The sequence below is a fragment of the Agrobacterium fabrum str. C58 genome (assembly GCF_000092025.1).
GTDB lineage: Bacteria > Pseudomonadota > Alphaproteobacteria > Rhizobiales > Rhizobiaceae > Agrobacterium > Agrobacterium fabrum.
Window position 1 is genome coordinate 751,622 of sequence record NC_003062.2, and the last position, 23,963, is coordinate 775,584.

27 protein-coding genes are annotated in these 23,963 nt (G+C 59.1%); 15 read left to right on the forward strand and 12 right to left on the reverse strand.

Annotated elements, in window-relative coordinates:
• Positions 1–7 precede the first annotated feature (7 nt).
• Together aroC and ATU_RS03720 are read right to left on the reverse strand one after the other, a co-directional pair.
• Positions 8–1,105: a chorismate synthase gene (gene aroC / locus ATU_RS03715; protein ID WP_010971124.1), complete on the reverse strand. Its 1,098-nt coding sequence runs from the start codon at positions 1,103–1,105 to the stop codon at positions 8–10.
• Positions 1,095–1,502 (reverse strand): hypothetical protein, encoded by a 408-nt coding sequence (locus ATU_RS03720; RefSeq protein ID WP_162180285.1) that lies wholly within the window; start codon positions 1,500–1,502, stop codon positions 1,095–1,097. Before ATU_RS03720 ends, aroC begins: the two co-directional genes overlap by 11 nt.
• Before the next feature lie 40 nt (positions 1,503–1,542).
• Here ATU_RS03720 and ATU_RS03725 point away from each other — a divergent pair, with 40 nt between their 5' ends.
• Positions 1,543–1,803: a DUF1344 domain-containing protein gene (locus tag ATU_RS03725; protein WP_006309807.1), complete on the forward strand. Its 261-nt coding sequence runs from the start codon at positions 1,543–1,545 to the stop codon at positions 1,801–1,803.
• A 163-nt stretch (positions 1,804–1,966) separates the two neighbouring features.
• Here the strand turns inward: ATU_RS03725 and ATU_RS03730 are convergent, their stop codons facing one another.
• The 4 genes from ATU_RS03730 to ATU_RS03745 form a co-directional block, all read right to left on the reverse strand.
• A complete protein-coding gene (locus ATU_RS03730) occupies positions 1,967–2,557 on the reverse strand; it encodes a histidine phosphatase family protein (RefSeq protein ID WP_010971126.1) in 591 nt (196 codons plus the stop codon).
• 30 nt (positions 2,558–2,587) lie between these two features.
• A complete protein-coding gene (gene fabI / locus ATU_RS03735; RefSeq protein ID WP_010971127.1) occupies positions 2,588–3,406 on the reverse strand; it encodes an enoyl-ACP reductase FabI in 819 nt (272 codons plus the stop codon).
• A gap of 131 nt (positions 3,407–3,537) precedes the next feature.
• The gene (locus ATU_RS03740) at positions 3,538–4,653 is read right to left on the reverse strand and encodes a DnaJ C-terminal domain-containing protein (protein ID WP_010971128.1); all 1,116 of its coding nucleotides are present in this window, start codon (positions 4,651–4,653) and stop codon (positions 3,538–3,540) included.
• Positions 4,654–4,862: 209 nt separating this feature from the next.
• Positions 4,863–5,312 (reverse strand): RT0821/Lpp0805 family surface protein, encoded by a 450-nt coding sequence (locus ATU_RS03745; protein WP_010971129.1) that lies wholly within the window; start codon positions 5,310–5,312, stop codon positions 4,863–4,865.
• A 56-nt stretch (positions 5,313–5,368) separates the two neighbouring features.
• Between ATU_RS03745 and pdxH the strand changes: the two genes are divergently transcribed.
• On the forward strand, positions 5,369–5,989 hold the full coding sequence (gene pdxH, locus ATU_RS03750; RefSeq protein WP_006309812.1) for a pyridoxamine 5'-phosphate oxidase: 621 nt from the start codon (positions 5,369–5,371) through the stop codon (positions 5,987–5,989).
• Between the two features lie 30 nt (positions 5,990–6,019).
• Here the strand turns inward: pdxH and ATU_RS03755 are convergent, their stop codons facing one another.
• Positions 6,020–6,799 carry a sulfite exporter TauE/SafE family protein gene (locus tag ATU_RS03755; RefSeq protein ID WP_006309813.1) on the reverse strand — a complete coding sequence of 260 codons (780 nt, stop codon included), beginning with the start codon at positions 6,797–6,799 and terminating at the stop codon, positions 6,020–6,022.
• A gap of 153 nt (positions 6,800–6,952) precedes the next feature.
• On the opposite strand from ATU_RS03755, the gene ATU_RS03760 reads away from it, so the two are divergent.
• Positions 6,953–7,261, forward strand: a complete 309-nt coding sequence (locus ATU_RS03760) for a pyrophosphohydrolase domain-containing protein (protein WP_010971131.1) — start codon at positions 6,953–6,955, stop codon at positions 7,259–7,261.
• On the opposite strand, the gene ATU_RS03765 is transcribed toward ATU_RS03760, so the two are convergent.
• The 4 genes from ATU_RS03765 to ATU_RS03780 all read right to left on the reverse strand — a co-directional run bounded on the left by ATU_RS03765 (position 7,250) and on the right by ATU_RS03780 (position 10,582).
• Positions 7,250–7,924 (reverse strand): HAD family hydrolase, encoded by a 675-nt coding sequence (locus ATU_RS03765; RefSeq protein ID WP_010971132.1) that lies wholly within the window; start codon positions 7,922–7,924, stop codon positions 7,250–7,252. The genes ATU_RS03760 and ATU_RS03765 overlap by 12 nt on opposite strands.
• Positions 7,925–7,930: 6 nt before the next feature.
• The gene (locus ATU_RS03770; RefSeq protein WP_010971133.1) at positions 7,931–8,368 is read right to left on the reverse strand and encodes a bleomycin resistance protein; all 438 of its coding nucleotides are present in this window, start codon (positions 8,366–8,368) and stop codon (positions 7,931–7,933) included.
• Positions 8,369–8,560: 192 nt separating this feature from the next.
• The gene (gene tldD, locus ATU_RS03775) at positions 8,561–9,976 is read right to left on the reverse strand and encodes a metalloprotease TldD (RefSeq protein WP_006309817.1); all 1,416 of its coding nucleotides are present in this window, start codon (positions 9,974–9,976) and stop codon (positions 8,561–8,563) included.
• 81 nt (positions 9,977–10,057) lie between these two features.
• Positions 10,058–10,582 carry an invasion associated locus B family protein gene (locus ATU_RS03780; protein ID WP_010971134.1) on the reverse strand — a complete coding sequence of 175 codons (525 nt, stop codon included), beginning with the start codon at positions 10,580–10,582 and terminating at the stop codon, positions 10,058–10,060.
• A 432-nt stretch (positions 10,583–11,014) separates the two neighbouring features.
• Here ATU_RS03780 and coxB point away from each other — a divergent pair, with 432 nt between their 5' ends.
• The 12 genes from coxB (at position 11,015) to ATU_RS03835 (ending at position 21,143) form a co-directional block, all read left to right on the forward strand.
• The gene (coxB, locus tag ATU_RS03785; RefSeq protein ID WP_010971135.1) at positions 11,015–11,878 is read left to right on the forward strand and encodes a cytochrome c oxidase subunit II; all 864 of its coding nucleotides are present in this window, start codon (positions 11,015–11,017) and stop codon (positions 11,876–11,878) included.
• A 17-nt stretch (positions 11,879–11,895) separates the two neighbouring features.
• Complete coding sequence (gene ctaD / locus ATU_RS03790) at positions 11,896–13,605, forward strand: cytochrome c oxidase subunit I (protein WP_010971136.1); 1,710 nt, start codon at positions 11,896–11,898, stop codon at positions 13,603–13,605.
• Between the two features lie 389 nt (positions 13,606–13,994).
• Positions 13,995–14,948 carry a heme o synthase gene (locus tag ATU_RS03795; RefSeq protein ID WP_010971137.1) on the forward strand — a complete coding sequence of 318 codons (954 nt, stop codon included), beginning with the start codon at positions 13,995–13,997 and terminating at the stop codon, positions 14,946–14,948.
• Positions 14,948–15,079 (forward strand): hypothetical protein, encoded by a 132-nt coding sequence (locus ATU_RS26880; protein WP_003509137.1) that lies wholly within the window; start codon positions 14,948–14,950, stop codon positions 15,077–15,079. The genes ATU_RS03795 and ATU_RS26880 overlap by 1 nt, the downstream gene beginning before the upstream one ends.
• Positions 15,080–15,107: 28 nt before the next feature.
• Positions 15,108–15,725: a cytochrome c oxidase assembly protein gene (locus ATU_RS03800; protein WP_006309822.1), complete on the forward strand. Its 618-nt coding sequence runs from the start codon at positions 15,108–15,110 to the stop codon at positions 15,723–15,725.
• A gap of 61 nt (positions 15,726–15,786) precedes the next feature.
• Complete coding sequence (locus tag ATU_RS03805) at positions 15,787–16,662, forward strand: cytochrome c oxidase subunit 3 (protein ID WP_006309823.1); 876 nt, start codon at positions 15,787–15,789, stop codon at positions 16,660–16,662.
• Positions 16,663–16,923: 261 nt separating this feature from the next.
• Complete coding sequence (locus tag ATU_RS03810; protein WP_010971138.1) at positions 16,924–17,310, forward strand: DUF983 domain-containing protein; 387 nt, start codon at positions 16,924–16,926, stop codon at positions 17,308–17,310.
• A 10-nt stretch (positions 17,311–17,320) separates the two neighbouring features.
• On the forward strand, positions 17,321–18,055 hold the full coding sequence (locus ATU_RS03815; protein WP_010971139.1) for an SURF1 family protein: 735 nt from the start codon (positions 17,321–17,323) through the stop codon (positions 18,053–18,055).
• A gap of 58 nt (positions 18,056–18,113) precedes the next feature.
• Complete coding sequence (gene ispH, locus ATU_RS03820) at positions 18,114–19,160, forward strand: 4-hydroxy-3-methylbut-2-enyl diphosphate reductase (RefSeq protein WP_010971140.1); 1,047 nt, start codon at positions 18,114–18,116, stop codon at positions 19,158–19,160.
• A gap of 92 nt (positions 19,161–19,252) precedes the next feature.
• Entirely contained in the window at positions 19,253–20,221 is a 969-nt protein-coding gene (locus tag ATU_RS03825; RefSeq protein WP_010971141.1) for a homoserine kinase, read from the forward strand.
• Entirely contained in the window at positions 20,218–20,658 is a 441-nt protein-coding gene (gene rnhA, locus ATU_RS03830) for a ribonuclease HI (protein WP_003511799.1), read from the forward strand. The genes ATU_RS03825 and rnhA overlap by 4 nt, the downstream gene beginning before the upstream one ends.
• A gap of 176 nt (positions 20,659–20,834) precedes the next feature.
• Positions 20,835–21,143: a Dabb family protein gene (locus ATU_RS03835; RefSeq protein WP_006309828.1), complete on the forward strand. Its 309-nt coding sequence runs from the start codon at positions 20,835–20,837 to the stop codon at positions 21,141–21,143.
• 14 nt (positions 21,144–21,157) lie between these two features.
• On the opposite strand, the gene ATU_RS03840 is transcribed toward ATU_RS03835, so the two are convergent.
• Complete coding sequence (locus ATU_RS03840; protein WP_244423874.1) at positions 21,158–23,638, reverse strand: autotransporter domain-containing protein; 2,481 nt, start codon at positions 23,636–23,638, stop codon at positions 21,158–21,160.
• Between the last annotated feature and the right edge of the window lie 325 nt (positions 23,639–23,963).

The window sequence follows — 23,963 nt, forward strand, 5'->3', positions numbered from 1 at the left end:
TATCCCCTTATTTCAGTCGGCCGGTCTGGCCGCGGTCTCTCAGGTAATGGTCGGCAACGGTGCAGGCGATCATCGCTTCACCGATCGGAACGGCGCGGATGCCGACGCAGGGGTCGTGGCGGCCCTTGGTGCGCACATCGACATTGTTGCCATCGGTATCGATGGACAGGCGCTCCGTCAGGATGGAGGAGGTGGGCTTGATGGCGAAGCGGGCGATAACAGGCTCACCGGTCGCGATGCCGCCCAGAATGCCGCCGGCATGGTTGGAGAGGAAAATCGGCTTGCCGTCATTGCCCATGCGCATCTGGTCGGCATTTTCCTCGCCGGAAAGCTCGGCCGAGGCAAAACCTTCGCCGATCTCCACGCCCTTGACGGCGTTGATCGACATCAGGCTGGAGGCGATATCCTGATCGAGCTTGGCATAGATCGGCGCGCCGATGCCGGCCGGAACCCCTTCCGCCACCACTTCGACCACCGCGCCGATGGAGGAGCCGGACTTGCGGATACCATCGAGATACTCTTCCCAGACGGGCACCATCTCGGGATCAGGGCAGAAGAACGGGTTCTGGTCGACCTGATCCCAATCCCAATTGTCGCGGTTGATCTTGTGTTTGCCGATCTGCACCAGCGCGCCACGCACATTGAGGCTTGGCACCACCTTGCGGGCGATTGCGCCGGCGGCGACACGCGCCGCCGTCTCGCGCGCAGAAGAACGCCCGCCGCCGCGATAATCGCGAATGCCATATTTCAGGTCATAGGTGAAATCCGCATGGCCCGGGCGGAAACGCCTGGCAATCTCACCGTAATCCTTGGAGCGCTGGTCGGTATTTTCGATCAGCATGGAAATCGGCGTGCCTGTCGTCGTCATCGTCTCGCCGTCCTCGTCCAGCATCACGCCGGACAGAACCTTCACGATGTCATCCTCGCGGCGCTGGGTCACGAAGCGGCTCTGGCCGGGCTTGCGCTTGTCCATCCAGTGCTGCACCTCGGCAAGGGTAAAGCGGATGCCGGGCGGGCAACCATCCACCACACAGCCAAGTGACGGCCCGTGGCTTTCACCCCAGGTAGTAACGCGAAAAAGATGACCGAAACTGTTATGCGACATAGTTCTCAAGACCGGAAACAGGGCGCCTGTGGACGGCGCCGTTTAAAACAAGCGGATTTGTCTTAGTGGAAAATCTGGGCAAGGCAAAAGCCTTTCTTTCATCGCAAACGGGATAAGAAGGTGACGTACCGTTCACGACTTGGGAAACGACGAAAAACGACAGTCTCAGACATGGGCGGTGGAAAGCGATTCGACGGTGTCGACGGATTTTCCGAGGTGACGAAATTGTAAAAGAGCCGAGGTTTTCCACCTTAAACCCGAGTTTTCCAATATTGCCGGAAAATGCGGTGTAAAAATCACTAACGGCTTGAACAGGATTTGAAATCCGTTCATCAATTGGGCCGAAAATGTCATGGTTGCGGGCAATTTCCGCCACATTCGAAAGGCAATTCTTCATGCATGTAAGGTTTTCACGCAAATTCACGAAAGCTAGATCGATGCGTATGATGATTGCCGCCCTTCTGGCCACCGCCAACCTCCTGATGCCCATCAACAGCTTCGCCCAGAGCGTCGACGTGGAAGGCACGATCAGCAAGATCGATGCGAATGGGCTGAGCATTACGCTCAATGACGGCAAGACCTATCGCGTACCGGAAGAGTTCAATTTCGAAGGTCTGAAAGCGGGCGTGAAAGTCGTGGTTTTCTACACGGAAGTGGATGGGAAACGCGTGGTCGACGATCTCCAGGTCGTTGAGTAAGCTGCGCCCTCTTACTCAGTCATGACGTTAAAACGCCGTTGAGAAACGAGCGATATCATCCGTTTCTTCTCCCCGCCGGGGAGAAGAAAGAAGCGGCGGCGTTCAGCCAAATAAAAGCGTCTCAGGGATGATAATGCCGAGGGTTATGCTTCTTGAGCCCTCACTAAATCCATTCCGCACTGTTTCGGTCCATCTCGACCTTCAAAATCCGGTCCTGCGGAATTTGCGTCCTCGACGCCTCGTCCTTATCCATGCCTGAAACAAGCCGGAAGATCGAGCGGATGACGCCGCCATGGCAGACGCATATCGTCGGCACCTCCACGGAGGAAAGCCATGCGCCGATGCGCCAGGAGAGGATTTCATAGCTTTCAGCATCCTGGCCGGGGGGAATGAAATCCCATTTATTGGCCTTGCGCGCCTTCACCCGGTCGGGGAATTCCTTCTTGAGGTCGGGCAGGGTCTGCCCCTCCCAGTCGCCGAAGGAGACTTCGATCAAACGGTCGTCGGTGCGGTAGGCGAGAGGGTCAAGACCCATCGCGCCGCGCATCAGTTCCATGGTCTCGCGCGTGCGCCCGAGCGGGCTTGCCACATAATCGAAATCCGTGGCCCGTTCACCCAAAAGGCGGGCGAGAATCCTGCCATTGCCGACCGCCTGCTGGCGGCCGAAATCATTGAGCGGAATGTCTTTCTGGCCCTGAAGCCGGCGTATCGCATTCCAGTCCGTTTGTCCGTGTCGGATCACATAGACGAGCAAGGCGATACCCCGTTTTCAAACGTCGCAGGCTTAGTCCTTAACGACCGAAATGTCAGGCGCATCCACTGCCTTCATGCCGATGGTGTGATAGCCGGAATCGACATGGTGGATTTCACCGGTCACGGCCGTCGAAAGGTCGGACAACAGGTAGAGCGCCGACTTGCCGACTTCCTCGATGGTAACGGTGCGCTTCAGCGGCGCATTATATTCGTTCCACTTCAGAATGTAACGGAAATCGCCGATGCCGGAAGCCGCAAGCGTCTTGATCGGGCCGGCGGAAACGGCGTTGACGCGGATGCCGCGATTACCGAGGTCGACGGCGAGATAACGCACGCTGGCTTCAAGAGCGGCCTTGGCCACGCCCATCACGTTGTAATTCGGCATGACCTTTTCGGCGCCGTAATAGGTAAGCGTGATGATCGAACCGCCGTCATTCATGATGGGCTCTGCGCGCTTTGCAACGGCGGCCAGCGAGAACACGGAAATATCCATGGTGCGGTTGAAGTTGTCGCGGCTGGTATCGAGATAACGGCCGGTCAGCTCGTCTTTGTCGGAGAACGCAATGGCGTGCACGACGAAGTCGATCTTGCCCCAATGCTGTTCCAGCGAGGCAAAAACGGAGTCGATCGTCTCGAGATCGGTCACGTCGCAATGGCCGGCCATGAAAGCGCCGAGTTCCTGCGCGAGAGGCTCGACGCGCTTCTTCAATGCGTCACCCTGCCAGGTGAGTGCGAGTTCCGCACCTGCATCCGCGCAGGCCTTTGCAATGCCCCAAGCGATTGAACGGTTATTGGCGACGCCCATGATGAGGCCGCGTTTGCCAGCCATGAGGCCGGATGCCTGAGCCATTTTGTGCTCCCTAATACTTTTGATCGGTCCTGCCTATGGCATAGGCTGCAATCCTGTTCAAGATTGCCAAAGATCATCAACTGTTAGGGAGCGTAACAAAGGGTGCTTTGTCCCGGCTATTCGCAAAACTTTCACAAATACAGGCCTTCGCGCATGTGACGCATCAGGTCGGTTACCTTCTCGTCCGGCTTTTCGAGCAGGACGATGCGCAATTCTATGACCAGATCGCCCGAACCGCCCTTGCCATCGGCAAGGCCTTTGCCGGCAAGCCTCAGCACGCGGTCCGAGCCGGACCATGCCGGAATGGTGATATTTTCTTCGCCGAGCGGTGTCGCGACTTTCGCTTCGCAGCCGAGAACCGCGTCGCTGAGCGAGATCGGCAAGGTCGTATGGATGTCGAAGCCACGCAGGGAAAAGGCGTCATCCCGGGCGGCCAGCAATGTCACGGCAAGATCGCCGCGCGCCAGGTTGGGAAGCTTCAGTCCCTGTCCCTTCAGCCGCACGATATGCCCATCCGCCATGCCGGCCTCGAGCTGGAAGCGGATTTCGCGTTCGTCGGCAAGCTGCAGGGTGACCCACTTGTGTTCCAGAAGATCGGCGACCGTAACGGTGGCTTCCGCCGTGATATCGGGCACCTTTTCCGCGGCCGGCTGCGCGGGGCGGAAACGGCGCACGAGGGCGTTGAAGAGATTGACGGCCAGTGAGGCGGGCGCGGTCCTGTCATCGCCGGCGGCAGACTGGGCAGTGTCACCGGCGGCGGGTATGTCGCCTTTCGCGGCACTTGCCGCAGCCTTCGCCGCTTCCGCAGCCTGCTGCACCTTAGGGTCGTTCTGGGCGTCCGCCCCAAAGATCCGCTCGACGATATCTTCGGCGGTTTCCGGCTTGGCGTCGGTTTTCTGGCCGGTCTGCGCCCGGTTGCGGGCATCCGCGCGGGCCAGTTCTTCCATCAGCTTTTCGGCGGCCTTGGCGCGCTCTGCCGCTTCACGCGCGGCTTCCCGCTGCTGCATGATGGTTTCGCCGCGCTTTTTCTTCTCAGCCGCCTGTCGGGCCTGATCGTAGAGATCGCGCTTTTTCGAATCTTTCAGAAGATCGTAGGCCTGTCCGATCTCGGCGAATCGCGCCGAAGCATCGGGATCGTCGCGATTGGCGTCCGGATGGACGGTTTTCGCCTTCGTGCGCCAGGCGGCCTTGATGTCCTCGTGACGGGCGTCACGTTTCACACCGAGGATAGAATAAGGATCGCGCATGCGAAACACCAGTTACGTTGGCTCAGTCTGCCGCCGCTCATGGCGCAATCCTGAAACTAACCCCTCCGAAAAGGGATGCCTGCGATCATTCGCCTGCACGCCCTCGGTTTAATCAACGCCGACTGTTGCAATAAGTTGCTAATCACTCCTTTACGGAAGGAGTGTGCCGGGGCAGGGCCGGTTTTATTCCATATGGAAGGGTAAACAGATTATTTCTGCTCGAAGCGGGTCATCAACCATTCGCCGGTTTCCGATAGGCAGGCCTGTCCGGAATAAGCTGCCACGCCCTCGAAGGAGTGGCGTGTCGTCTTGAAATTGCGGCAGACGAAACCGCTGGATTTGTCTTCATGAATAGTGGTGACGACGCCGGCGCTGCCGGTGGCGGCATTGGCCCAGGGCAGCGGCTGGTCGGCAAGCTTGGCAAGATCGGCCGATGTGACCGCGTTGCGGATGGTCACGTCGTCGGTCTGGACACTGCCATTCTGCTGGTTGGGAACGGAGGCGGTGGAAAGCGAGCGGTCGACCTTGTCGCCGCCGAACAGGTCAAGGCTGACGCAACCGCTCAGCACCACAAGCATCGACACGACGGCGGAAACTTCCGCTACCGACGAAAGGAGGCTCTTTGTTCGACTGTTCGACTTTGCTATGACGGTCACCATCTATCGCCAGAGATCATCTCTGGGGTCCAAATCAGCTCGGGAGCATTTTAGTCAATATGTCGGAAACGGGGTTAACATCCAGTGACTTCACGGAAGAAAATGAACCTTTTGCGCTTTTTGCCGAATGGCTGAAGGATGCGACGGCTTCTGAAATCAACGATCCGAACGCGGTGGCGCTCGCGACCGTGGACGAAAATGGCCTGCCGAATGTGCGCATGGTGCTGCTGAAAGGTGTCGATGACCGCGGCTTTGTTTTCTACACGAATTTCGAAAGCCAGAAGGGCCAAGAGATTCTCGGCCAGAAAAAAGCGGCCATGTGTTTCCACTGGAAAAGCCTTCGCCGGCAGGTGCGTCTGCGCGGTGAGGTGGAGATCGTGAGCGACGAGGAGGCGGATGCCTATTACGCCTCGCGCCCGCGCGGCAGCCGCATAGGCGCCTGGGCTTCCAAACAGTCGCGGCCGCTGGAAGGCCGTTTCGCGCTGGAAAAAGCGGTGGCCGAATATACCGCCAGATATGCGATCGGCGAAATTCCGCGCCCGTCCCATTGGTCCGGTTTCCGCATCCGCCCCGTCAGCATCGAATTCTGGCACGACCGCAAGTTTCGCCTGCACGACCGCATCGAATTCCGTCGCGAGACGCCCGACGGTGCCTGGTCCAAGGTCCGCATGTATCCCTGAACGCCATCAGGGCAGGCCATCGCGGCCTGCCTATTTCAGCAGCGAATCAAACAGCGGCAGGCCGATCACCGCGGAAATGGCGATCAGACCGTAGCAGATGCGCCGGAACGCCGCTTCATCGGCAAGCCCATGCAATCGCGCGCCGGCATAAAGGCCCACCGCATAAAAGGGCAGGGCCAGCAGGAAAAACACGAAGACATCGACGGTGAACAGGCCACTGACAAAATAGCTGGCGATGGAGAAGACTGTCGAAACCGCGAAATAAAGAATGACATTGGCGCGCACAAAAGCGCCTTTCAGCGCACCACCCAGCCAATAGGCGACAACCGGCGGGCCGCCCAGCTGCGCGGCCCCCGAAAACAGCCCGGCCAGAAGCCCGGTGAAGAGGGTGAGCGGCGTTTTCGGCCGGCCGCTGTAACGCCAGCCGGACACCAGAAACACCAGCAGCACCACGACCACGCCGGAGATGAGCCAGCGCAGAGTCAGCGGATCACCCTTTGAAAGCAGTAGGGTTCCAATGGGCACGCCGACAAAAGCGCCGGCGGCCATGATGAAAACCTCGCGCCGGTCCGCCATGCGAAAGGCGGGCGGGATCATGCCGAGCGTCAGGACGCCGTCAACCACCAGCAGCACCGCCGAGGCGATGCGCGGGCCGACAATGGCGCTCGCAAGCGGAATGAAGATGAGCGCCGCACCAAAACCGGAAAAACCGCGGGCAAGGCCGGCAAGGCACGCGGCCCCGGCAAACATGGCAAGCAGCATGGGACTATGCGCGGTGATGAGCGACGACAGGAAGTCGAGATGGGACATGGGTGATGGCACGTTTGTTCGAATATCTTTTCCCTATCTCGCTTGCGGGCGCATGTCGCGGAAATTTCGGTTCGTGGCTGCGTGACGCCTGACAGGTCGACGCGGTCAGAGAATCATGATTAGAGTTGTAGGGCAGGAACAAAGGATGAACAAATGTTTGCTGACATGATGCCTCGGTTTGAAGAGGCCTCGCAAAAATATGCCGCTGAAAACGGAATATTCCGCGACCCGGACTGGTACATGCTGAAGCTTCAAGAAGAAGTTGGCGAGGTGACACAGGCCTGGAACCGGCTGACGGGACGGGGGCGCATAAAGGGTAGGAGCAAAGAAGAGATGAAGCGGGATCTCGCCGACGAAACCGCCGATCTCCTCGGCCATGTGCTGTTACTGGCCCATTATAACGGTCTCGATATTGAAGGAGCGATCGAGCGCAAGTGGCGCTTTGCGCCGTCAAAACCGTGAAGGCTCCAGCTTTTCCAACATGGCCGCCACGTCGTGAAGGTCGCTTGCGACGGCAACGCACTTTTTCCGCATTTCCTCGGTCGGCGGTGCGACATCGGGCACCATGATCGTCATCATGCCCGCCGATGTCGCGGAGCGGACGCCGGAATAGGAATCCTCGAGCGCAAGGCAACGGCCCGGATCGAGCCTTAGCCGTCGTGCGGCGGTGAGATAGGGCATGGGCGCAGGCTTCGGCTCGGTATAATCGCCACGCGCGACGATGGTGTCGAAACGTCTGAGAAGATCGTAAGGGCCGAGATGGCGCGTCACCGAATCGTGCCGCGACGAGGTGGCGATGGCGCGGCGGATATCGAGCCGGTCGAGAAGATCGAGGATTTCGACGACGCCGGGTTTCAGCGCTACGCCGTCCGCCATCATCAGGCCGAGATGCCGGAGCCAGGCGTCACGGAAGGTCGCCATCGGAAAATCCGCGCCATAATCGGCAAAGATGGTGCCGGTGATGACATCCCACGGGCTGCCGCAAACCTTCTGATAGGTCTCGACCTTCATGCCATGGCCGCCTTCCTCAGAGGCCGCCAGAAACGAATCGCGATAGAGCGTCTCGCTTTCGATCAGCAATCCGTCCATGTCGAAGACCACGGCATGCGGCAGAAAAGGCAGCATGGTCGCTCAACCGAACCGGAAGGCACGTTCGCCGAGGCTTTCGAACGGGCGGATCAGATACCCATCCGGATCGGCGACGATGAATTGCCGGTTGCCCACTTCGACCGTGCCGCGCCTGTACCATTTTTCCTCAGGCTCGAGCACAAGACCGATCAGGGCCCGTTCGAGCCGGAAAAGAATGGGCTGCAGGGAAGGAACGGCGAGCTGCAGGTTCATGCCGCGGCCAAACGGCGGCTCGAGCGAAGCATTGCCCGAAACAAAGGTCCGGGTGGCACCAATCTGGTCGATCATCAGCTGCGCATCGCCCAGCGCCAGATAGGCAAACCCCTCTTCGGGCCGCTCATAAACCACATGAAAACCGATCAGATCGCAATAAAATGCGCGGCTCTTCTGCCAGTCGCTGACGGCAAGCTCGGGAACGAGGGCATTTCGTATGATGGTCAGGGTCTCCTTTGTCGCGCAGGCCGGGCGATGGGAGGATGGCCTGCCATAAACGATGATCTTATCGTCTTCCGGTCTGCACACCAGAGGAAACCTCATCATGGCAGCCATGTGTGAGGCTATGGGCTGGTAGGTGGCTGCGACGCTGCGGGTGAGAATTGTCGCTGCTTCCGTTGCCGCGCCTGCGCCGTTGACCTACGCCTTCGTGCCACCCACGGTGATCTGGTCCATGCGCAGATGCGGCTGGCCGACACCAACCGGCACCCATTGCCCGGCCTTGCCGCAATTGCCGATGCCGGTATCGAGCTTGGAATCATTGCCGATCATTGAGACGCGCTTCATCGCATCCGGCCCGTTGCCGATCAGCATCGCGCCCTTCACCGGCGCGCCGATCTTGCCATTCTCGATAAGGTAGGCCTCGGTGCAGCCGAACACGAATTTGCCTGAGGTGATATCCACCTGGCCCCCGCCGAAGGAAACGGCGTAGATGCCCTTCTTCACGGAGGAGATGATTTCTTCCGGCGTCTTGTCGCCGGAGAGCATGTAGGTATTTGTCATGCGCGGCATCGGCACATAGGCATAACCCTGCCGGCGGCCGTTGCCGGTCGCCTTCGCGCCCATCAGCCGGGCGTTCTGGCGGTCCTGCATATATCCGACGAGCCTGCCATTTTCGATCAGCACATTATAAGCCGAGGGCGTGCCTTCGTCGTCGATGGTCAGCGAACCGCGGCGGCTGTCGATCGTGCCGTCATCCACGACCGTCACGCCGGGGGCGGCGACCATTTCTCCCATCAGGCCGGCAAAGGCCGAGGTCTTCTTGCGGTTGAAATCGCCTTCAAGGCCATGGCCAACCGCCTCGTGCAGCATGACGCCGGGCCAGCCTGAGCCGAGAACGACATCCATGGTGCCGGCCGGTGCATCGATGGCGGTAAGGTTGACGAGCGCCTGCCGCAGCGCTTCATCTGCGCCGCGCTGCCAGTTTTCCGTGGTGATGAAATCGCCGAAACCGACGCGCCCGCCAATGCCATAAGAGCCGCTCTCCTGCCGGTCGCCTTCGCCCGCCACCACGGAGATGTTGATGCGGGTCATGGGGCGGATGTCGCTGACGCGATGGCCATCGGCACGCAGAATATCCACCACCTGCCAGCTGGCGGAAATCGTCGCCGTCACCTGCCGGACCTTGTCGTCCCTGTCGCGCAGATAGGCGTCGATGTCGGTGAGCAGCTTCACTTTCTCTTCAAAGCTCGGGCTGCCGATAGGGTTTTCGTCGCCGTAGAGCTTCTTGTTGGTGCGCTGGGGTGCGGCGGCATAGGAGCCGGAATAACCCCGGGTGACAGCGCCGACCGCGTCCGAAGCGCGCTTCAGCGCCCCTTCGGAAAGCTCGCCTGCATGGGCGTAACCCACCGTCTCGCCGGCAACGGCGCGCAGGCCAAAACCCTGGTCGGTGTTGAAGGACCCACCCTTCAGGCGGCCATTGTCGAAGGTCAACGATTCGGCCTGGGCATGCTCGATGAACAATTCGCCATCGTCAGCACCGGCAAGCGCCTCTCCGACGAGCTTGCGCAATTGCGTTTCATCGCAATCGAAGAGTTTTACAAGGTCGTCGGTCATCTCAGGCTCCAGTCATGATCGTTCATGACCGATTTAGGCACTGGAACGGGCAGACGCAAGGCTGCCCGTTACGACGATGCCTCAGGGAAGCGCGTCGTAGCCCTCGGCAAAGCCGGAAAGCTCGATCGGAATGCCCACCCGGTCCTGATCGACGGATTCGCGCAGCGCGAAGACGGCGTTCTTGCCGGCACGCAGCACCTTCAGCAGCTCGTCATCAATATCGACTTCCACATAGCAGCCTTCGGAGAAACAGCGGGTGAAATAGGCCCGGCCGATATTGTTGTTGTCGATGTAAAGCTCCATGCCGTCCTTCAGAAGCACGCCGAGCGGTGCGAGGATGCGCAGGATACGCGACTTGCGGTCGGCGGTTTTCAGGATGACAACCGAAAGGCCGACTTCCGGGCGGTCGTCGGCAATCACGTTTTGCATCAGCGCGCATTGTTCTTCGGATGCGCCTGCCGGCTTGTCGCAGATGACCGACCATGCGCCATGCGTCGACTTCGGCGTGCCGGGCGGCTGCTGTTGCGCCAGCGCCGCGGCAGCGGGGGCGATGATGGCAAGACCGGCGGCGGCAAGAAAAGTGCGCGCGAGCGGGGAAAGACGCATGGATACCTCTGGGATTCGAATCAGTGCGGCTATTTTGACGCCATAATCCGGAAAAAAAAGCCTAGTGCTTTCAATTCCAGCGGAGTTGGGCGGAAATAGGACCTGTTGGCACGCATAGCCATCTGATTTGCCGGGCGCGTCATTTGTTATCCGGCATTCAAACCGGCTGGAAGACGGGGCTTTGTCGCATTTGGGGTGCTTGAAATCGCGTTCAGCGGGTCAGCTTGGACACAGGGTGCGGGAAAGTCGGTCGTGGATTGATCAATGGCAAAATTGGGGCGCATCCGTGTCCCGACGCATATTGCGGCAGAGGGCAAACTGTGGTTTTAAGTTAGTACCATAAGCATGGATTCTGCGTCTGTGATTGATCTAGATCAGACGCGTGAGGGAGAGGGTACCGTGACGAATAGGATTTACGCAGCACTGGCGGGGATGACCTGTCTGCTCACGGCTGTCGGCGCCCACGCCGATCAGCCGGTGCATTGGCAAATGGGCATGCAGGAGGCCGCCACGCCGATCATGCACGAAATACGCTGGTTCGAACAATATACACTGTGGTTCATTGTTCCGGTCACGCTTTTCGTTCTTGCGCTGCTCATCATCGTTGCCGTCAAGTTCCACGCCGCGAAAAATCCGGTGGCTTCCAAGACCAGCCATAACACGGCGATCGAGGTGGTGTGGACGCTGGCGCCGGTGCTCATTCTCCTGTTCCTCGCTTTCCCCTCGTTCAATCTTCTGAACGCGCAGCTGACGCAGCCGGAAAACCCGGACCTGACGCTGAAGGCGACCGCCACGCAGTGGCTGTGGAGCTATGAATACAAGGCCGCCGAGGGCGCAGAGCCGCTCTCCTTCGACAGCTACCTGCTGAAGGATCAGGATCGCGCCGCTGCCGGCAAGGAAGACAAGGCCCGCTATCCGCGCCTTCTCGCGGTCGACAATGAAATGGTTGTTCCCGTCGGCAAGACAGTTCGCCTTCTGGTGACGGCGGCTCCGACGGATGTCATCCACGCCTTCGCCATGCCCGCCTTCGGCGTCAAGATCGATGCCGTTCCGGGCCGCCTCAATGAAACATGGTTCAAGCCGGAGAAGGAAGGCCTGTATTACGGCCAATGTTCCGAGCTTTGCGGCAAGGACCACGCTTTCATGCCGATCGCCATTCGGGTGGTTTCCGAACAGCAGTACAACACCTGGCACGCCGCCGCCGCTTCAGATCTGAACGGCGCGAACCGGGCGTTGATGGCCTCCGTCGATGGCGCTCCGCGCACGGTCGACGTTGCCGCCAACGAAACCAACTGAGACCTGGAGTGACGACAATGGCTGGACCTTCCGCACACGACGATCATCACTCGCATGGTCAATCCGCACATGACGCGCATGCGCATGACGATCATTCGCATGATCATTCCCATAAGCCGGGCTTTTTCGCCCGCTGGTTCCTGTCCACCAACCACAAGGACATCGGCACGCTGTACCTGATCTTCGCCATCATGGCGGGTATCATCGGCGGCGGGCTTTCGGTCGTCATGCGTATGGAGCTGCAGGAGCCGGGCATCCAGATCTTCCACGGTCTGGCTTCCATGGTCTACGGCTTCGAGGGCGATGCCGCCATCGACGGCGGTAAGCACATGTTCAACGTGTTCACGACAGCGCACGCGCTGATCATGATCTTCTTCATGGTCATGCCGGCGATGATCGGCGGTTTTGCCAACTGGATGATCCCGATCATGATCGGCGCGCCTGACATGGCTTTCCCGCGCCTCAACAATATTTCCTTCTGGCTCATCGTTCCGGCCTTCATCCTGCTGCTCCTGTCGCTCTTCGTCGAAGGTCCGGCGGGTGCTTATGGCGTGGGTGGCGGCTGGACCATGTATCCGCCTCTGTCGACCAGTGGCATGCCCGGGCCGGCGGTGGATCTTGCGATCTTCTCGCTGCACGTCGCCGGTGCATCCTCGATCCTCGGCGCCATCAACTTCATCACCACCATCCTGAACATGCGCGCGCCGGGCATGACGCTGCACAAGATGCCGCTGTTTGCCTGGTCGGTTCTGGTCACCGCATTCCTGCTCCTGCTTTCGCTTCCGGTTTTGGCAGGTGGCATCACCATGCTTCTGACCGACCGTAACTTCGGCACGGCGTTCTTCTCGCCGGAGGGCGGCGGTGATCCGATCCTCTACCAGCATCTGTTCTGGTTCTTCGGTCACCCGGAAGTGTACATTCTGATCCTGCCCGGTTTCGGCATCATCAGCCACATCGTGTCCACCTTCTCCAAGAAGCCGGTCTTCGGTTATCTCGGCATGGCTTACGCCATGGTCGCCATCGGTGCGGTCGGCTTCATCGTCTGGGCCCACCACATGTACACGGTCGGCCTGTCGCTCGAGGCACAGCGCTACTTCGTTTTCGCCACCATGGTCATCGCGGTGCCGACGGGGATCAAGATCTTCTCGTGGATCGCGACGATGTGGGGCGGTTCGCTGACCTTCTCGACCCCGATGGTCTGGGCAATCGGCTTTATCTTCCTGTTCACGGTCGGTGGTGTCACCGGTGTGCAGCTCGCCAATGCCGGTCTCGACCGTTCGCTGCACGACACCTATTACGTCGTGGCTCACTTCCACTACGTGCTGTCGCTCGGCGCCGTCTTTGCGATCTTCGCCGGCTGGTATTACTGGTTCCCGAAGATCACCGGCTACATGTACAACGAGTTCATCGGCAAGCTGCATTTCTGGGTCATGTTCATCGGCGTGAACCTGATCTTCTTCCCGCAGCACTTCCTTGGTCTCGCCGGCATGCCGCGCCGCTACATCGATTATCCCGATGCTTACGCCGGCTGGAACATGGTATCGTCCTACGGTTCCTATATCTCGGCCGTTGCCGTTGGCATCTTCCTCTTCGGCGTCTGGGAAGCCTTCGCCAAGAAGCGCATCGCCGGTAACAATCCCTGGGGTGAAGGTGCGACGACGCTTGAATGGCAGCTGTCTTCGCCGCCGCCTTACCACCAGTGGGAACAGCTTCCGCGCATCCGCTGATGCGCGGGCCGGACGGCGCAGGCTCGGCTTGCGCATTCCGGCTGCTGAAAAAGAGGGACGGCGCGGTTGGGTCCGTGCCGTTTCCCGAACGGGCAGCTTCTCCTGCTGCGTGACATTTTGTCCAAGCGATGCTTTCTGTCCGACGTGATACATGCCCGGACATGATAAATGCCAAATCTGGCCTTTATGAAAAGCAAGCGCAGACGAATGGCGGCAGGGCGCGGCGATTGGCCGGCACATGCTGGCATCGGTTTGGTCCGGTGCCGCGCCTGCCAGGACGTTCGGGACCCATGAATTGACGCATCGCGCATGCCAGAAATCCGTTTCGTTTTTCGGGCCGGTGCAAGGGGTGTCGCGGCAGGCGGCATCTGAAGGAAACAGGACAGGAAATGACCGTTATCGACGATCGCGACATGATGGGCGCAGAAAGCTCCGAACTTTCGGAAGCCGGCGCACGCGATTATTTCGAGTTGCTGAAGCCGCGCGTCATGTCGCTCGTCGTCTTCACGGCCTTTGCCGGCCTCGTGCTGGCGCCGGGTGAAATCAACCCTATTCTTGGGCTCATTGCCATTCTCTGTATCGCGGTCGGCGCCGGCGCGTCCGGTGCGCTCAACATGTGGTACGATGCCGATATCGATGCCGTGATGACCCGCACCGCCAAGCGGCCGATCCCGTCGGGCCGCATCGCGCCGCGCGAAGCTCTTGCCTTCGGCCTGACACTGTCGGCCTTCTCGGTCGTCATCCTCGGCCTTGCGGTCAACTGGTTCTCCGCCGGCCTGCTTGCCTTCACCATCTTCTTTTATGCCGTCGTTTATACGATGTGGCTGAAGCGCTCGACGCCGCAGAACATCGTCATCGGCGGTGCTGCCGGCGCTTTCCCGCCCATGCTCGGCTGGGCCTGCGTCACCGGCGGCGTTTCGCTTGATAGCGTCATCCTGTTCCTGATCATCTTCCTGTGGACGCCGGCGCATTTCTGGGCGCTGGCGCTGTTCAAGATGCGTGATTACGGCGCGGTCGGCATTCCGATGATGCCAAATGTAGCGGGCGAGCGCTCCACCAAGAACCAGATGATCGTTTATGCGGTGCTGACCGCGGCGGCCGCCGTTGCGCCCTTTTTCACGGGTCTGGCGAGCGCCGGTTACGGCATTTTCGCCGCCGTGCTGAGCGCGATCTTCGTCTACTGTTCGTTCGATGTCCGGCGCATGCCTGAAGGCGACGAGAAGATGTTGCCCGCCAAGAAGATGTTCGCCTATTCGGTGCTTTATCTCTTCGCGATTTTCTCCGGCCTTCTGGCCGATCATTTCGCGCCGGCCCTGAAGGCCGTGATTTCGGGAGTCCTGTAATGGAAACGGTGGAACTGAGCGCGGCGCAGAAAAAATCGAGACGTGGGCGCAATATTGCACTCGGCGTCCTGCTCGCCGGTCTGGTGGTGCTGTTCTACGTCATCACCATCATCAAGATCGGCTCGCATTGACGGTCTGAGCATAGGAGGAGGGGAGGACATGGCGAATATGGAAGCAGAAACAGCGCGGGCCGGCTCGCAGCGGGTGAGCAACCGTTCCATCCTCGTGCTCTGTCTGGTGTTTTTCTGCGCCATGATCGGCATGGCCTATGCCGCTGTGCCGCTCTACAGCCTGTTCTGCCGCGTCACCGGTTACAACGGCACGACGCAGCGTGTGGAGCAATATTCCGACGTCATTCTCGACAAGACCATCAACGTCACCTTCGACGCCAATACGTCGAACGGCCTCAACTGGGATTTCCGCCCTGTTGACAAGATGGTCAAGCCGAAGATCGGCGAAACGATAAAGGTGACCTTCAAGGCGACCAATCGTTCACCGGTGGCGACCACGGGCACGGCGGTGTTCAACGTCACGCCGATGGAAGCCGGTGCCTATTTCAACAAGGTGGAGTGTTTCTGCTTCACCGAAACGACGCTGCAGCCGGGCGAAACGCTGGAAATGCCGGTGGTGTTTTTTGTCGATCCTGACATCGCCACGGCGCGCGAAACCAAGAGCGTCCATACTTTAACGCTGTCCTATACGTTTTATCCGGCCAAAACCGAAAAACCGGTTGCGTCCTTGCCGGTAAAGACAGAATCTGGCGACAGCAAATTGTAAGAGGAGATCCGGGTCTTTTGAGGGGGCCGGATCAGGGAAGAGATAGCAGGGGATTGTCGCAATGGCAGACACGCATCAGAAGAACCACGATTACCACATCATAGACCCGAGCCCGTGGCCGCTTCTGGCCTCCATCGGCGCCTTCATCATGACTTTCGGCGGCGTCTGCTACATGCGTTACCTGTCGGGCGGCTCCTTCAAGCTGTTCGGTGCGGAACTGGCCAACCCCTGGCTGTTCTATATCGGTCTCGTCATCGTGCTTTACGTCATGTACGCCTGGTGGGCGGACACGATCAAGGAAGCCAATGAGGGCAGCCATACCCGCGTGGTTTCGCTGCATCTGCGTTACGGCATGATCATGTTCATCGCCTCCGAGGTGATGTTCTTTGTCGCCTGGTTCTGGGCCTATTTCGATGCCAGCCTCTTCCCGCATGAGGCCATTCAGGCGTCGCGCCTCGAATATACCGGCGGTCAATGGCCACCGAAGGGCATCGAGGTCATCGATCCCTGGCATCTGCCGCTCTACAACACCGTCATCCTGCTTCTCTCGGGCACCTGCGTCACCTGGGCGCACCATGCCCTGCTGCATAATGATCGCAAGGGCCTGATCTCGGGTCTGGCATTGACCGTCGCGCTCGGCGTCCTGTTCTCCACCGTGCAGGTTTACGAATACATTCACGCACCATTCGACTTCAAGAATTCGATCTACGGCGCTACCTTCTTCATGGCCACCGGTTTCCACGGTTTCCATGTCTTCGTCGGCACTGTCTTCCTGCTGGTCTGCCTGTTCCGCGCCATCGCCGGCGGTTTCACACCCAAACAGCATTTCGGTTTCGAAGCGGCCGCCTGGTATTGGCACTTCGTTGACGTCGTCTGGCTGTTCCTGTTCTTCGCCATCTATATCTGGGGTGGCTGGGGCGCACCGCTGCACGGTTAACTTACGCCGTGTAGCCCACCACGTTGCTTCTGAGATGAGCGAGCGCCACGTATTTCTTCTCCCCGCCGGGGAGAAGGTCGCGGCAGCGGGACGAGGCGGCAAGGGTAGAGATATCCGGGGACCTTACCTCCCTCATCCGACCCTTCGGGCCACCTTCTCCCCGGCGGGGAGAAGAAACAAGGTGCAACCCCGAGGGCCTATGCGACTACCCGAAGCGCTATGTATTCTCGAGGTTTTTGCCAGCGGGAGCGGGAGGTCCTCATGTCTGAACCATCAAACGGCAATTTCGCGCCTGTCGATCCTATCAAGGTAGGCTTGAAAGGCTGCTGCCCCCGTTGCGGCAATGGCCGGCTGTTCGATGGTTTTTTGACACCGAAACCCGCCTGTAGCGCCTGCGGACTGGATTACGGCTTTGCCGATGCGGGGGATGGCCCGGCCGTTTTTGTCATGCTGATCGTCGGTTTTCTGGTCGTTGGGATGGCGCTTTGGGTCGATCAGCGTTTTGCCCCGCCCGTCTGGGCGCATGTCATGCTCTGGTTGCCGTTTACGGTGATTGTCTCTCTCGTGCTGCTGCGCAAGCTGAAAGGGATCATGATTGCGCTGCAATACCGCAACAATGCAAGCGAAGGCAGGCTTGATCGTGAATGACGTTTCCCACATGAAGGCGGCGCAACGGCGGGTCTGGTTCGCCGCGCCGCTGGTGCTGCTGGCGCTTGCCATTCTTCTCGGGCTCGGCACCTGGCAGGTGAAACGGCTCTACTGGAAAGAGGCCCTAATGGCCGATATCGAGGAAAGGCGCAACGCAAGTCCCGCCACGCTCTCCGATATCGAGGCCATCGTAAAAAGCGGCGGCGAGATAGAATACCGTAAGGTCAGGCTATCAGGCACTTTCGATCACACGCGCGAGCGGCATTTCTTCGCCACCCATCAGGGCCAGACCGGTTATTATATCTATACGCCGCTGACACTCGCCGATGGCCGCATTCTTTTCGTCAATCGTGGCTTCGTGCCCTTCGAGATGAAGGAAGCGGCCAAACGGCCCGATGGCCAGGTGAGCGGCGAGGTGACGATAACGGGGTTGGCGCGCGCGCCGCTGGTTGCAAAACCATCCTCGCTGTTGCCGGACAACGATATCGCCAAGAATATCTTCTACTGGAAGGATCTGGCGGCGATGGCGTCCAGCGCCGAGGTGCCGCCCGAGCGGCTGGTCAAACTCTTTGTGGATGCCGACAATGCGCCCAATCCCGGCGGCTGGCCGCAGGGCGGTGTGACGCTGATAGATTTGCCCAACAATCACCTGCAATATGCGATAACGTGGTATGGTCTGGCGGCGGCCCTTGTCATCGTCGCCGGTTTTGCCTATTTCCGGAACGGTAAGGCGCAGGGTGAATGAAGAGCGCGCCGTCCGGTAGCTTGCCGGGCAAGGCCAAGGAGCGCGCCAAGGAGCACGAATGAACATCGCCGTTTCCAAACCCCCTTTGACGATAAGGCTGTGCGGACCGCGCGGCTTTTGCGCGGGCGTGGATAGGGCGATTCAGATCGTCGTGCTGGCGCTGAAAGCCTATGGCGCACCGGTCTATGTTCGCCACGAAATCGTGCATAATCGTTACGTTGTTGAAGGCCTGGAAGCCAAGGGCGCGATTTTCGTCGAGGAACTGCATGAGATTCCTGCCGAGCATCGCGAGCAGCCGGTGGTCTTTTCCGCCCACGGTGTGCCGAAATCCGTGCCTGAAGACGCGCAGGCACGTAACCTGTTTTATCTCGACGCGACTTGCCCGCTGGTCTCCAAGGTCCATAAGCAGGCTATGCGCCACCAGCGCCTCGGCCGTCATGTGGTGCTGATCGGCCATGCCGGTCACCCCGAAGTCATTGGCACGATGGGCCAACTGCCCGAAGGTACGGTCTCGCTGGTCGAGACGGTGGAAGATGCGGGTGTTTACGAACCGGTCGACCGTGAAAACCTCGGTTTCGTCACGCAGACGACACTGTCGGTCGATGATACCGCCGGCGTCATCGCCAGGCTTCAGGAACGGTTTCCCGCCATTCAGGCGCCTGCCGCCGACAGCATCTGTTACGCAACCACCAACCGTCAGGATGCGGTGAAGCAGGCAGCCCCCGGCTGCGATCTCTTCATCGTCGTTGGCGCCCCCAATTCCTCCAATTCAAAGCGGCTGGTGGAAGTGGCGCTGCGCGCCGGCGCCAAACACTCGGTGCTGGTGCAGCGGGCGTCGGAAATCGACTGGAATGAGATCGGCGACATCCGCACGGTCGGCCTTTCGGCCGGTGCTTCCGCGCCGGAGGTCATCGTTGATGAGATCATCGAGGCCTTCAAGGCACGTTTCGATACCACGCTCGATCTCGCCGTGACGGTTGAGGAAACGGAACATTTCCTCGTCAACCGCGAGCTGCGCAGCATCGAGTTGACGACGGATGACATGGCCTTCGTTAATGGCAATGCCAGCAACGCGCTGCCGCCAAAAGCCACCGCCGGTATCTGAAGCGGGGTGGCGCTGAGCAAGGGCGGTTTTCGTCCTACCTTTGGCATGCTCCCCCTAGATTTCTAGTCCTTCCTTCATCAAGAGATATAAAATTGGCAGTTTATACTGATATTACCGAAGACGAACTGAGGAATTTCCTCACGCAATATGACGTCGGCAGCCTCACCTCCTACAAGGGCATTGCCGAGGGTGTCGAAAACTCCAATTTCCTGCTGCACACCACCAAAGATCCGCTGATCCTCACGCTTTATGAAAAGCGCGTGGAGAAAAACGATCTGCCCTTCTTCCTCGGCCTCATGCAGCATCTGGCCGCTAAGGGTCTGTCCTGCCCCTTGCCCCTGCCGCGCAAGGATGGCGAATTGCTGGGCGAATTGTCGGGCCGGCCGGCAGCGCTCATTTCCTTCCTCGAAGGCATGTGGCTGAGAAAACCGGAAGCGAAACATTGCCGGGAAGTCGGCAAGGCGCTGGCCGCCATGCATCTGGCGAGCGAAGGGTTCGAGATCAAGCGGCCCAATGCGCTCTCGGTCGATGGCTGGAAAGTGCTGTGGGACAAATCCGAAGAGCGTGCCGATGAGGTGGAGAAGGGGTTGAGGGAAGAGATTCGCCCGGAGATCGATTATCTTGCCGCCCATTGGCCGAAAGATTTGCCGGCAGGCGTCATCCATGCGGATCTGTTTCAGGACAATGTCTTCTTCCTCGGAGACGAGCTTTCCGGCCTGATCGATTTTTATTTCGCCTGTAACGACCTGCTCGCTTATGACGTGTCGATCTGCCTGAACGCCTGGTGCTTCGAAAAGGATGGCGCTTACAACGTCACCAAGGGCAAGGCGCTGCTGGAAGGTTATCAGTCGGTTCGACCGCTGAGCGAAGCGGAGCTGGAAGCGCTGCCGCTGCTGTCACGCGGTTCGGCGTTACGTTTCTTCCTGACCCGGCTTTACGACTGGCTGACGACGCCGGCCGGCGCGCTGGTGGTGAAGAAGGATCCGCTGGAATATCTGCGCAAGCTGCGCTTCCACCGCACGATCGCCAATGTCGCCGAATATGGGCTGGCGGGCGAATGAAACACGTCGATATTTTCACCGATGGCGCCTGCTCCGGCAATCCCGGGCCGGGCGGCTGGGGTGCGGTGCTGCGTTATGGCGAGACCGAAAAGGAACTCTCCGGCGGCGAAGCCGACACCACCAACAACCGCATGGAATTGCTGGCGGCGATCTCGGCGCTCAACGCGCTGAAGAGCCCTTGCGAGGTCGATCTTTATACCGACAGCGCCTATGTGAAGGACGGCATCACCAAGTGGATTTTCGGCTGGAAAAAGAAGGGCTGGAAAACCGCCGATAACAAGCCGGTCAAGAATGTCGAGCTTTGGCAGGCGCTGGAGGCGGCGCAGGAGCGCCACAAGGTCACCCTGCATTGGGTGAAGGGCCATGCCGGCCACCCGGAAAACGAGCGTGCCGATGAGCTGGCGCGCAAGGGCATGGAGCCTTTCAAACGCCGGTAACGCAGGCCTGCTGTCTTGTCGGTGTGACTGGCTCTGGGCGGGCGCGACGCTCAATCCCGATTGGGGGTCCGATTGAGAGATCGATTTGCGGCCCGATTGGGGGTTGTGAAAACTGAAACCCGACTTATCTTGTCGTCAAACAGCTTGGGCGGCGTTCCAGCGGAGGAGACATTCGGATGATCCTGCATTGTGTATTTCTAAGGTTCAAGGCTGCGACGGCATCCTCTGAAAAACACGCTGTTTTCGAGGCGATTGCGGCCCTGAAGGACGAGATACCGGGGATCGTCGATGTTAAATACGGCCAGAACATCTCGCCCGAAGGCCTGAATGGCGGTTTTGTCGATGGCTTCATCGTCACGCTGGAAAGCCCCGAAGCCCGCGATGGCTATCTCGCCCATCCCCAGCATGTGGAAGTGGGGGAACGGTTGGTGTCGCTGACCGATGGCGGCCTCGCCGGGCTTCTGGTGTTCGACATGAATGTGTAAAGGCTGGTTGCCGGTCAGAAAGTGATCTTCCAGCCGGCCCGAACCCATAGGCCGGGATCGTTGCCCTCGGTGGTGACGTTGACGTTCAGTGATGCCGTCCCGCCCGCTATATCGAATTCCGCGCCGAGGCCACCGCGCAGCCAGAAGCGGTCTATATCCTGCCCGGCGAAGGAAAACCCCATCAAGTCATCAATGGTGCCCGTAGTTGTTGCTGTTTTCTTTTCCAGCCGGTAGGCCGCCTCGGCCCTTGCCAGAAAGCGGATCGAGTCGCTGAAATTGGTGACGCCGTCGAGACCCGCGCGAATGATGGTGGATTGCTCGCCGCTCGCATCGAAACCGGCCGGAAACGCCCCGCCGGTTTCCGCATAAGCGCCCATCTCGGCTTTTGCATAGGTCACGCCGGCATAGGGTGTCAGGTTCCATTCGCCGATTGTGAGCGCATCCAGCCAGTCAAAGCGCAGTTTCGCTGCCCAGACATTGAGATCGGTCTCGCCGCGCGAATAATCCATCGTGCCGCCATTGAGGTAACCCCGCTCGATCGACATTCTGCCGGGTGCATAATAACCGCCAATGGTGGCATAAAGGCCATCAGTGAGCGGCAGGCTGATCTCGGGAGCGATGTAGAAGCCGCTGTGGATGAAGTCTCCGCCGGTATTGATATCGCGTTGGTCGTAAAGGCCGCCAAAGGCGATGCGCGCCGTCGCGCCACCGTCGAGCCCGAAACCATAACCGATATCGGCAATACCAAAAGCGCCAGCCGCATCGCGGCCGTCATTGTGACCAACATCGCTGACGATGGAAAAAGATTGACGGCCCGGCTCCAGCAGGCTGCGCATCGGCATGCCATGCGCGCCGTCGAGAACGATATTGGCAATGTTGAGGCCGACACCCGCATTCGGCCTTGCTGCAATCGTCCCCGCATATTGATCCAGATCGATGATGCCCGAACGCGCAGGAAGGATGGAATGGCCAGTTTTGGCGGCGGAACCGGGTGAGGAAACAGAAGATGCAGTAGGTGTCGACGCTGCGCCAGATGTCGTGGTTGCGGGCGATGTGGAAGTATTGGAAGAGCCGGAGGGCGAGGCGGATGCAGATGAGGTAGATGATGGAGAGGAGGAGGTGGTGCCGGACGATGCCGAAGGAGTAGTTGAGGTTACCGCTCTATTGGTGGGATCGATTCCTCGCGGTTGTCTTCCGCTACTTCGGGGATCTGCAGGTGTCACCGTATCCACATTGTCAAGATTGGTGCGCGGGTCCGCTGTGGCGGAGACAGCAAGCACGATTCGGGCGATGTAAGATGTGTTATTTCTTGTTCGGCCCACAACGATGTTGCCATCGGCGCTTACGTCCGTAGCGGTACTTGTGAAGTCGCTGGCGATAGGGACACCATTGTTCCGCAACCAGTCCTCAACGGACAGCATTCCGCCAGGTTCGGTCCAGCGGAAGCCGCGCTGACCGCTGGCGGATTGCCAATTCCCGACAATGACCGAACCGTCCGCGCTCATGGCATAGGGTATAGAGCCACTTCCGTTCGGAATTACCTCAAGCGGCTGCATTGATCCAGTGGCAGCGTTCCATCGGAAGGCATGCCATTCATCAATGAACATTTTGACGTCGGGGTTGACGGGACCGTCTTTGATGTCAGTTCCGTCGAACTTTCCCGCCCTGTCCTCCAACACTTCGATCGGCACTTGCACGACGAATCTGGAGACCCCCGCGACAATCGTGCCGTCCGTATTGGTCGCTAACGCACGCGCACCGTACGAACCGGGAAGTGTTCCGATATCGACAGCACCATCTGTTGCGGTCCAACGAAAGGCGTGCACGTTCGCCGCGGTAAAGTATTCCCCGACAACAACTCTTCCATCGAGGCTGACGTCATTGGCAACGGAAGAGGTTACATCCGCGGGCATGTCAATCGCTGTCATGACACCGGTGGCCGCTGACCAGCGAAATGCTCGCTGCACATCAGCATTTTCGGATACACCAATGATGATCGACCCATCGCCACTCACGCCCGTGGCGGAGGATTTGCCGATCCCCTGTAGGGTGCCAAGTGTCCTCATTCCGGTTCTCGCGGTCCAGCGGAACGCCTGGTCGCTACTGGAGGTGCCCACGATCACGGAGCCGTCCACATTTGTCTTCTCGGGGCGGCCACCATTTGCTTCAATCCCACCATCTATATAGCGCAGCGTTCCCGTCGCCGCCTCCCAGCGAAAAGGTCGCGGGCCATTGCTGGAAATCGAATATCCGACCGCGACAGACCCGTCTCCGCTGATGCCGTTGACGAAATTCGTTCCTGCTCCTTCGAGCCAGCGAACGTAGGGGAAGCCCGGAATGTCACCTGCTGTGGCGACACAGTTCAGTCCGAGTAACATTGGAACGGTGAAGAGAAATGTCAGAGGTTTCGGGGATAGCCAGCCCGTCATCAGGCGCGACGACTGAGCCGCAGGGCGGCGCGGCACCGGGGCGTTCAGCGCTAAGGCTCCGATCAAGTTTTTGTGTGAAACGAAAATCGAGTGAGGCTGGAAGATTGTTGACGTGTTGCTGCGCATACCCACCCTTTCTCCGGTGTCGTACCCTGTGACGAACCTAGACAGGGTTCAGCGGACTAAGGGCTGGAATATTTTGTGGATGGCGCATCATGCCCATTTGTGAATAAATGAATGAATTTAAGTATTGAATATGGATTATCTGTTCTTCATAGTTTATTATGTAGATAAATTTAAGTATTTTTTATGTAAATAACTTAATAATGTATATATATAAGTAAATAAAGATTTATCTCTTGAGTAATTTGTCTGAAGTGCTCGTGATTCG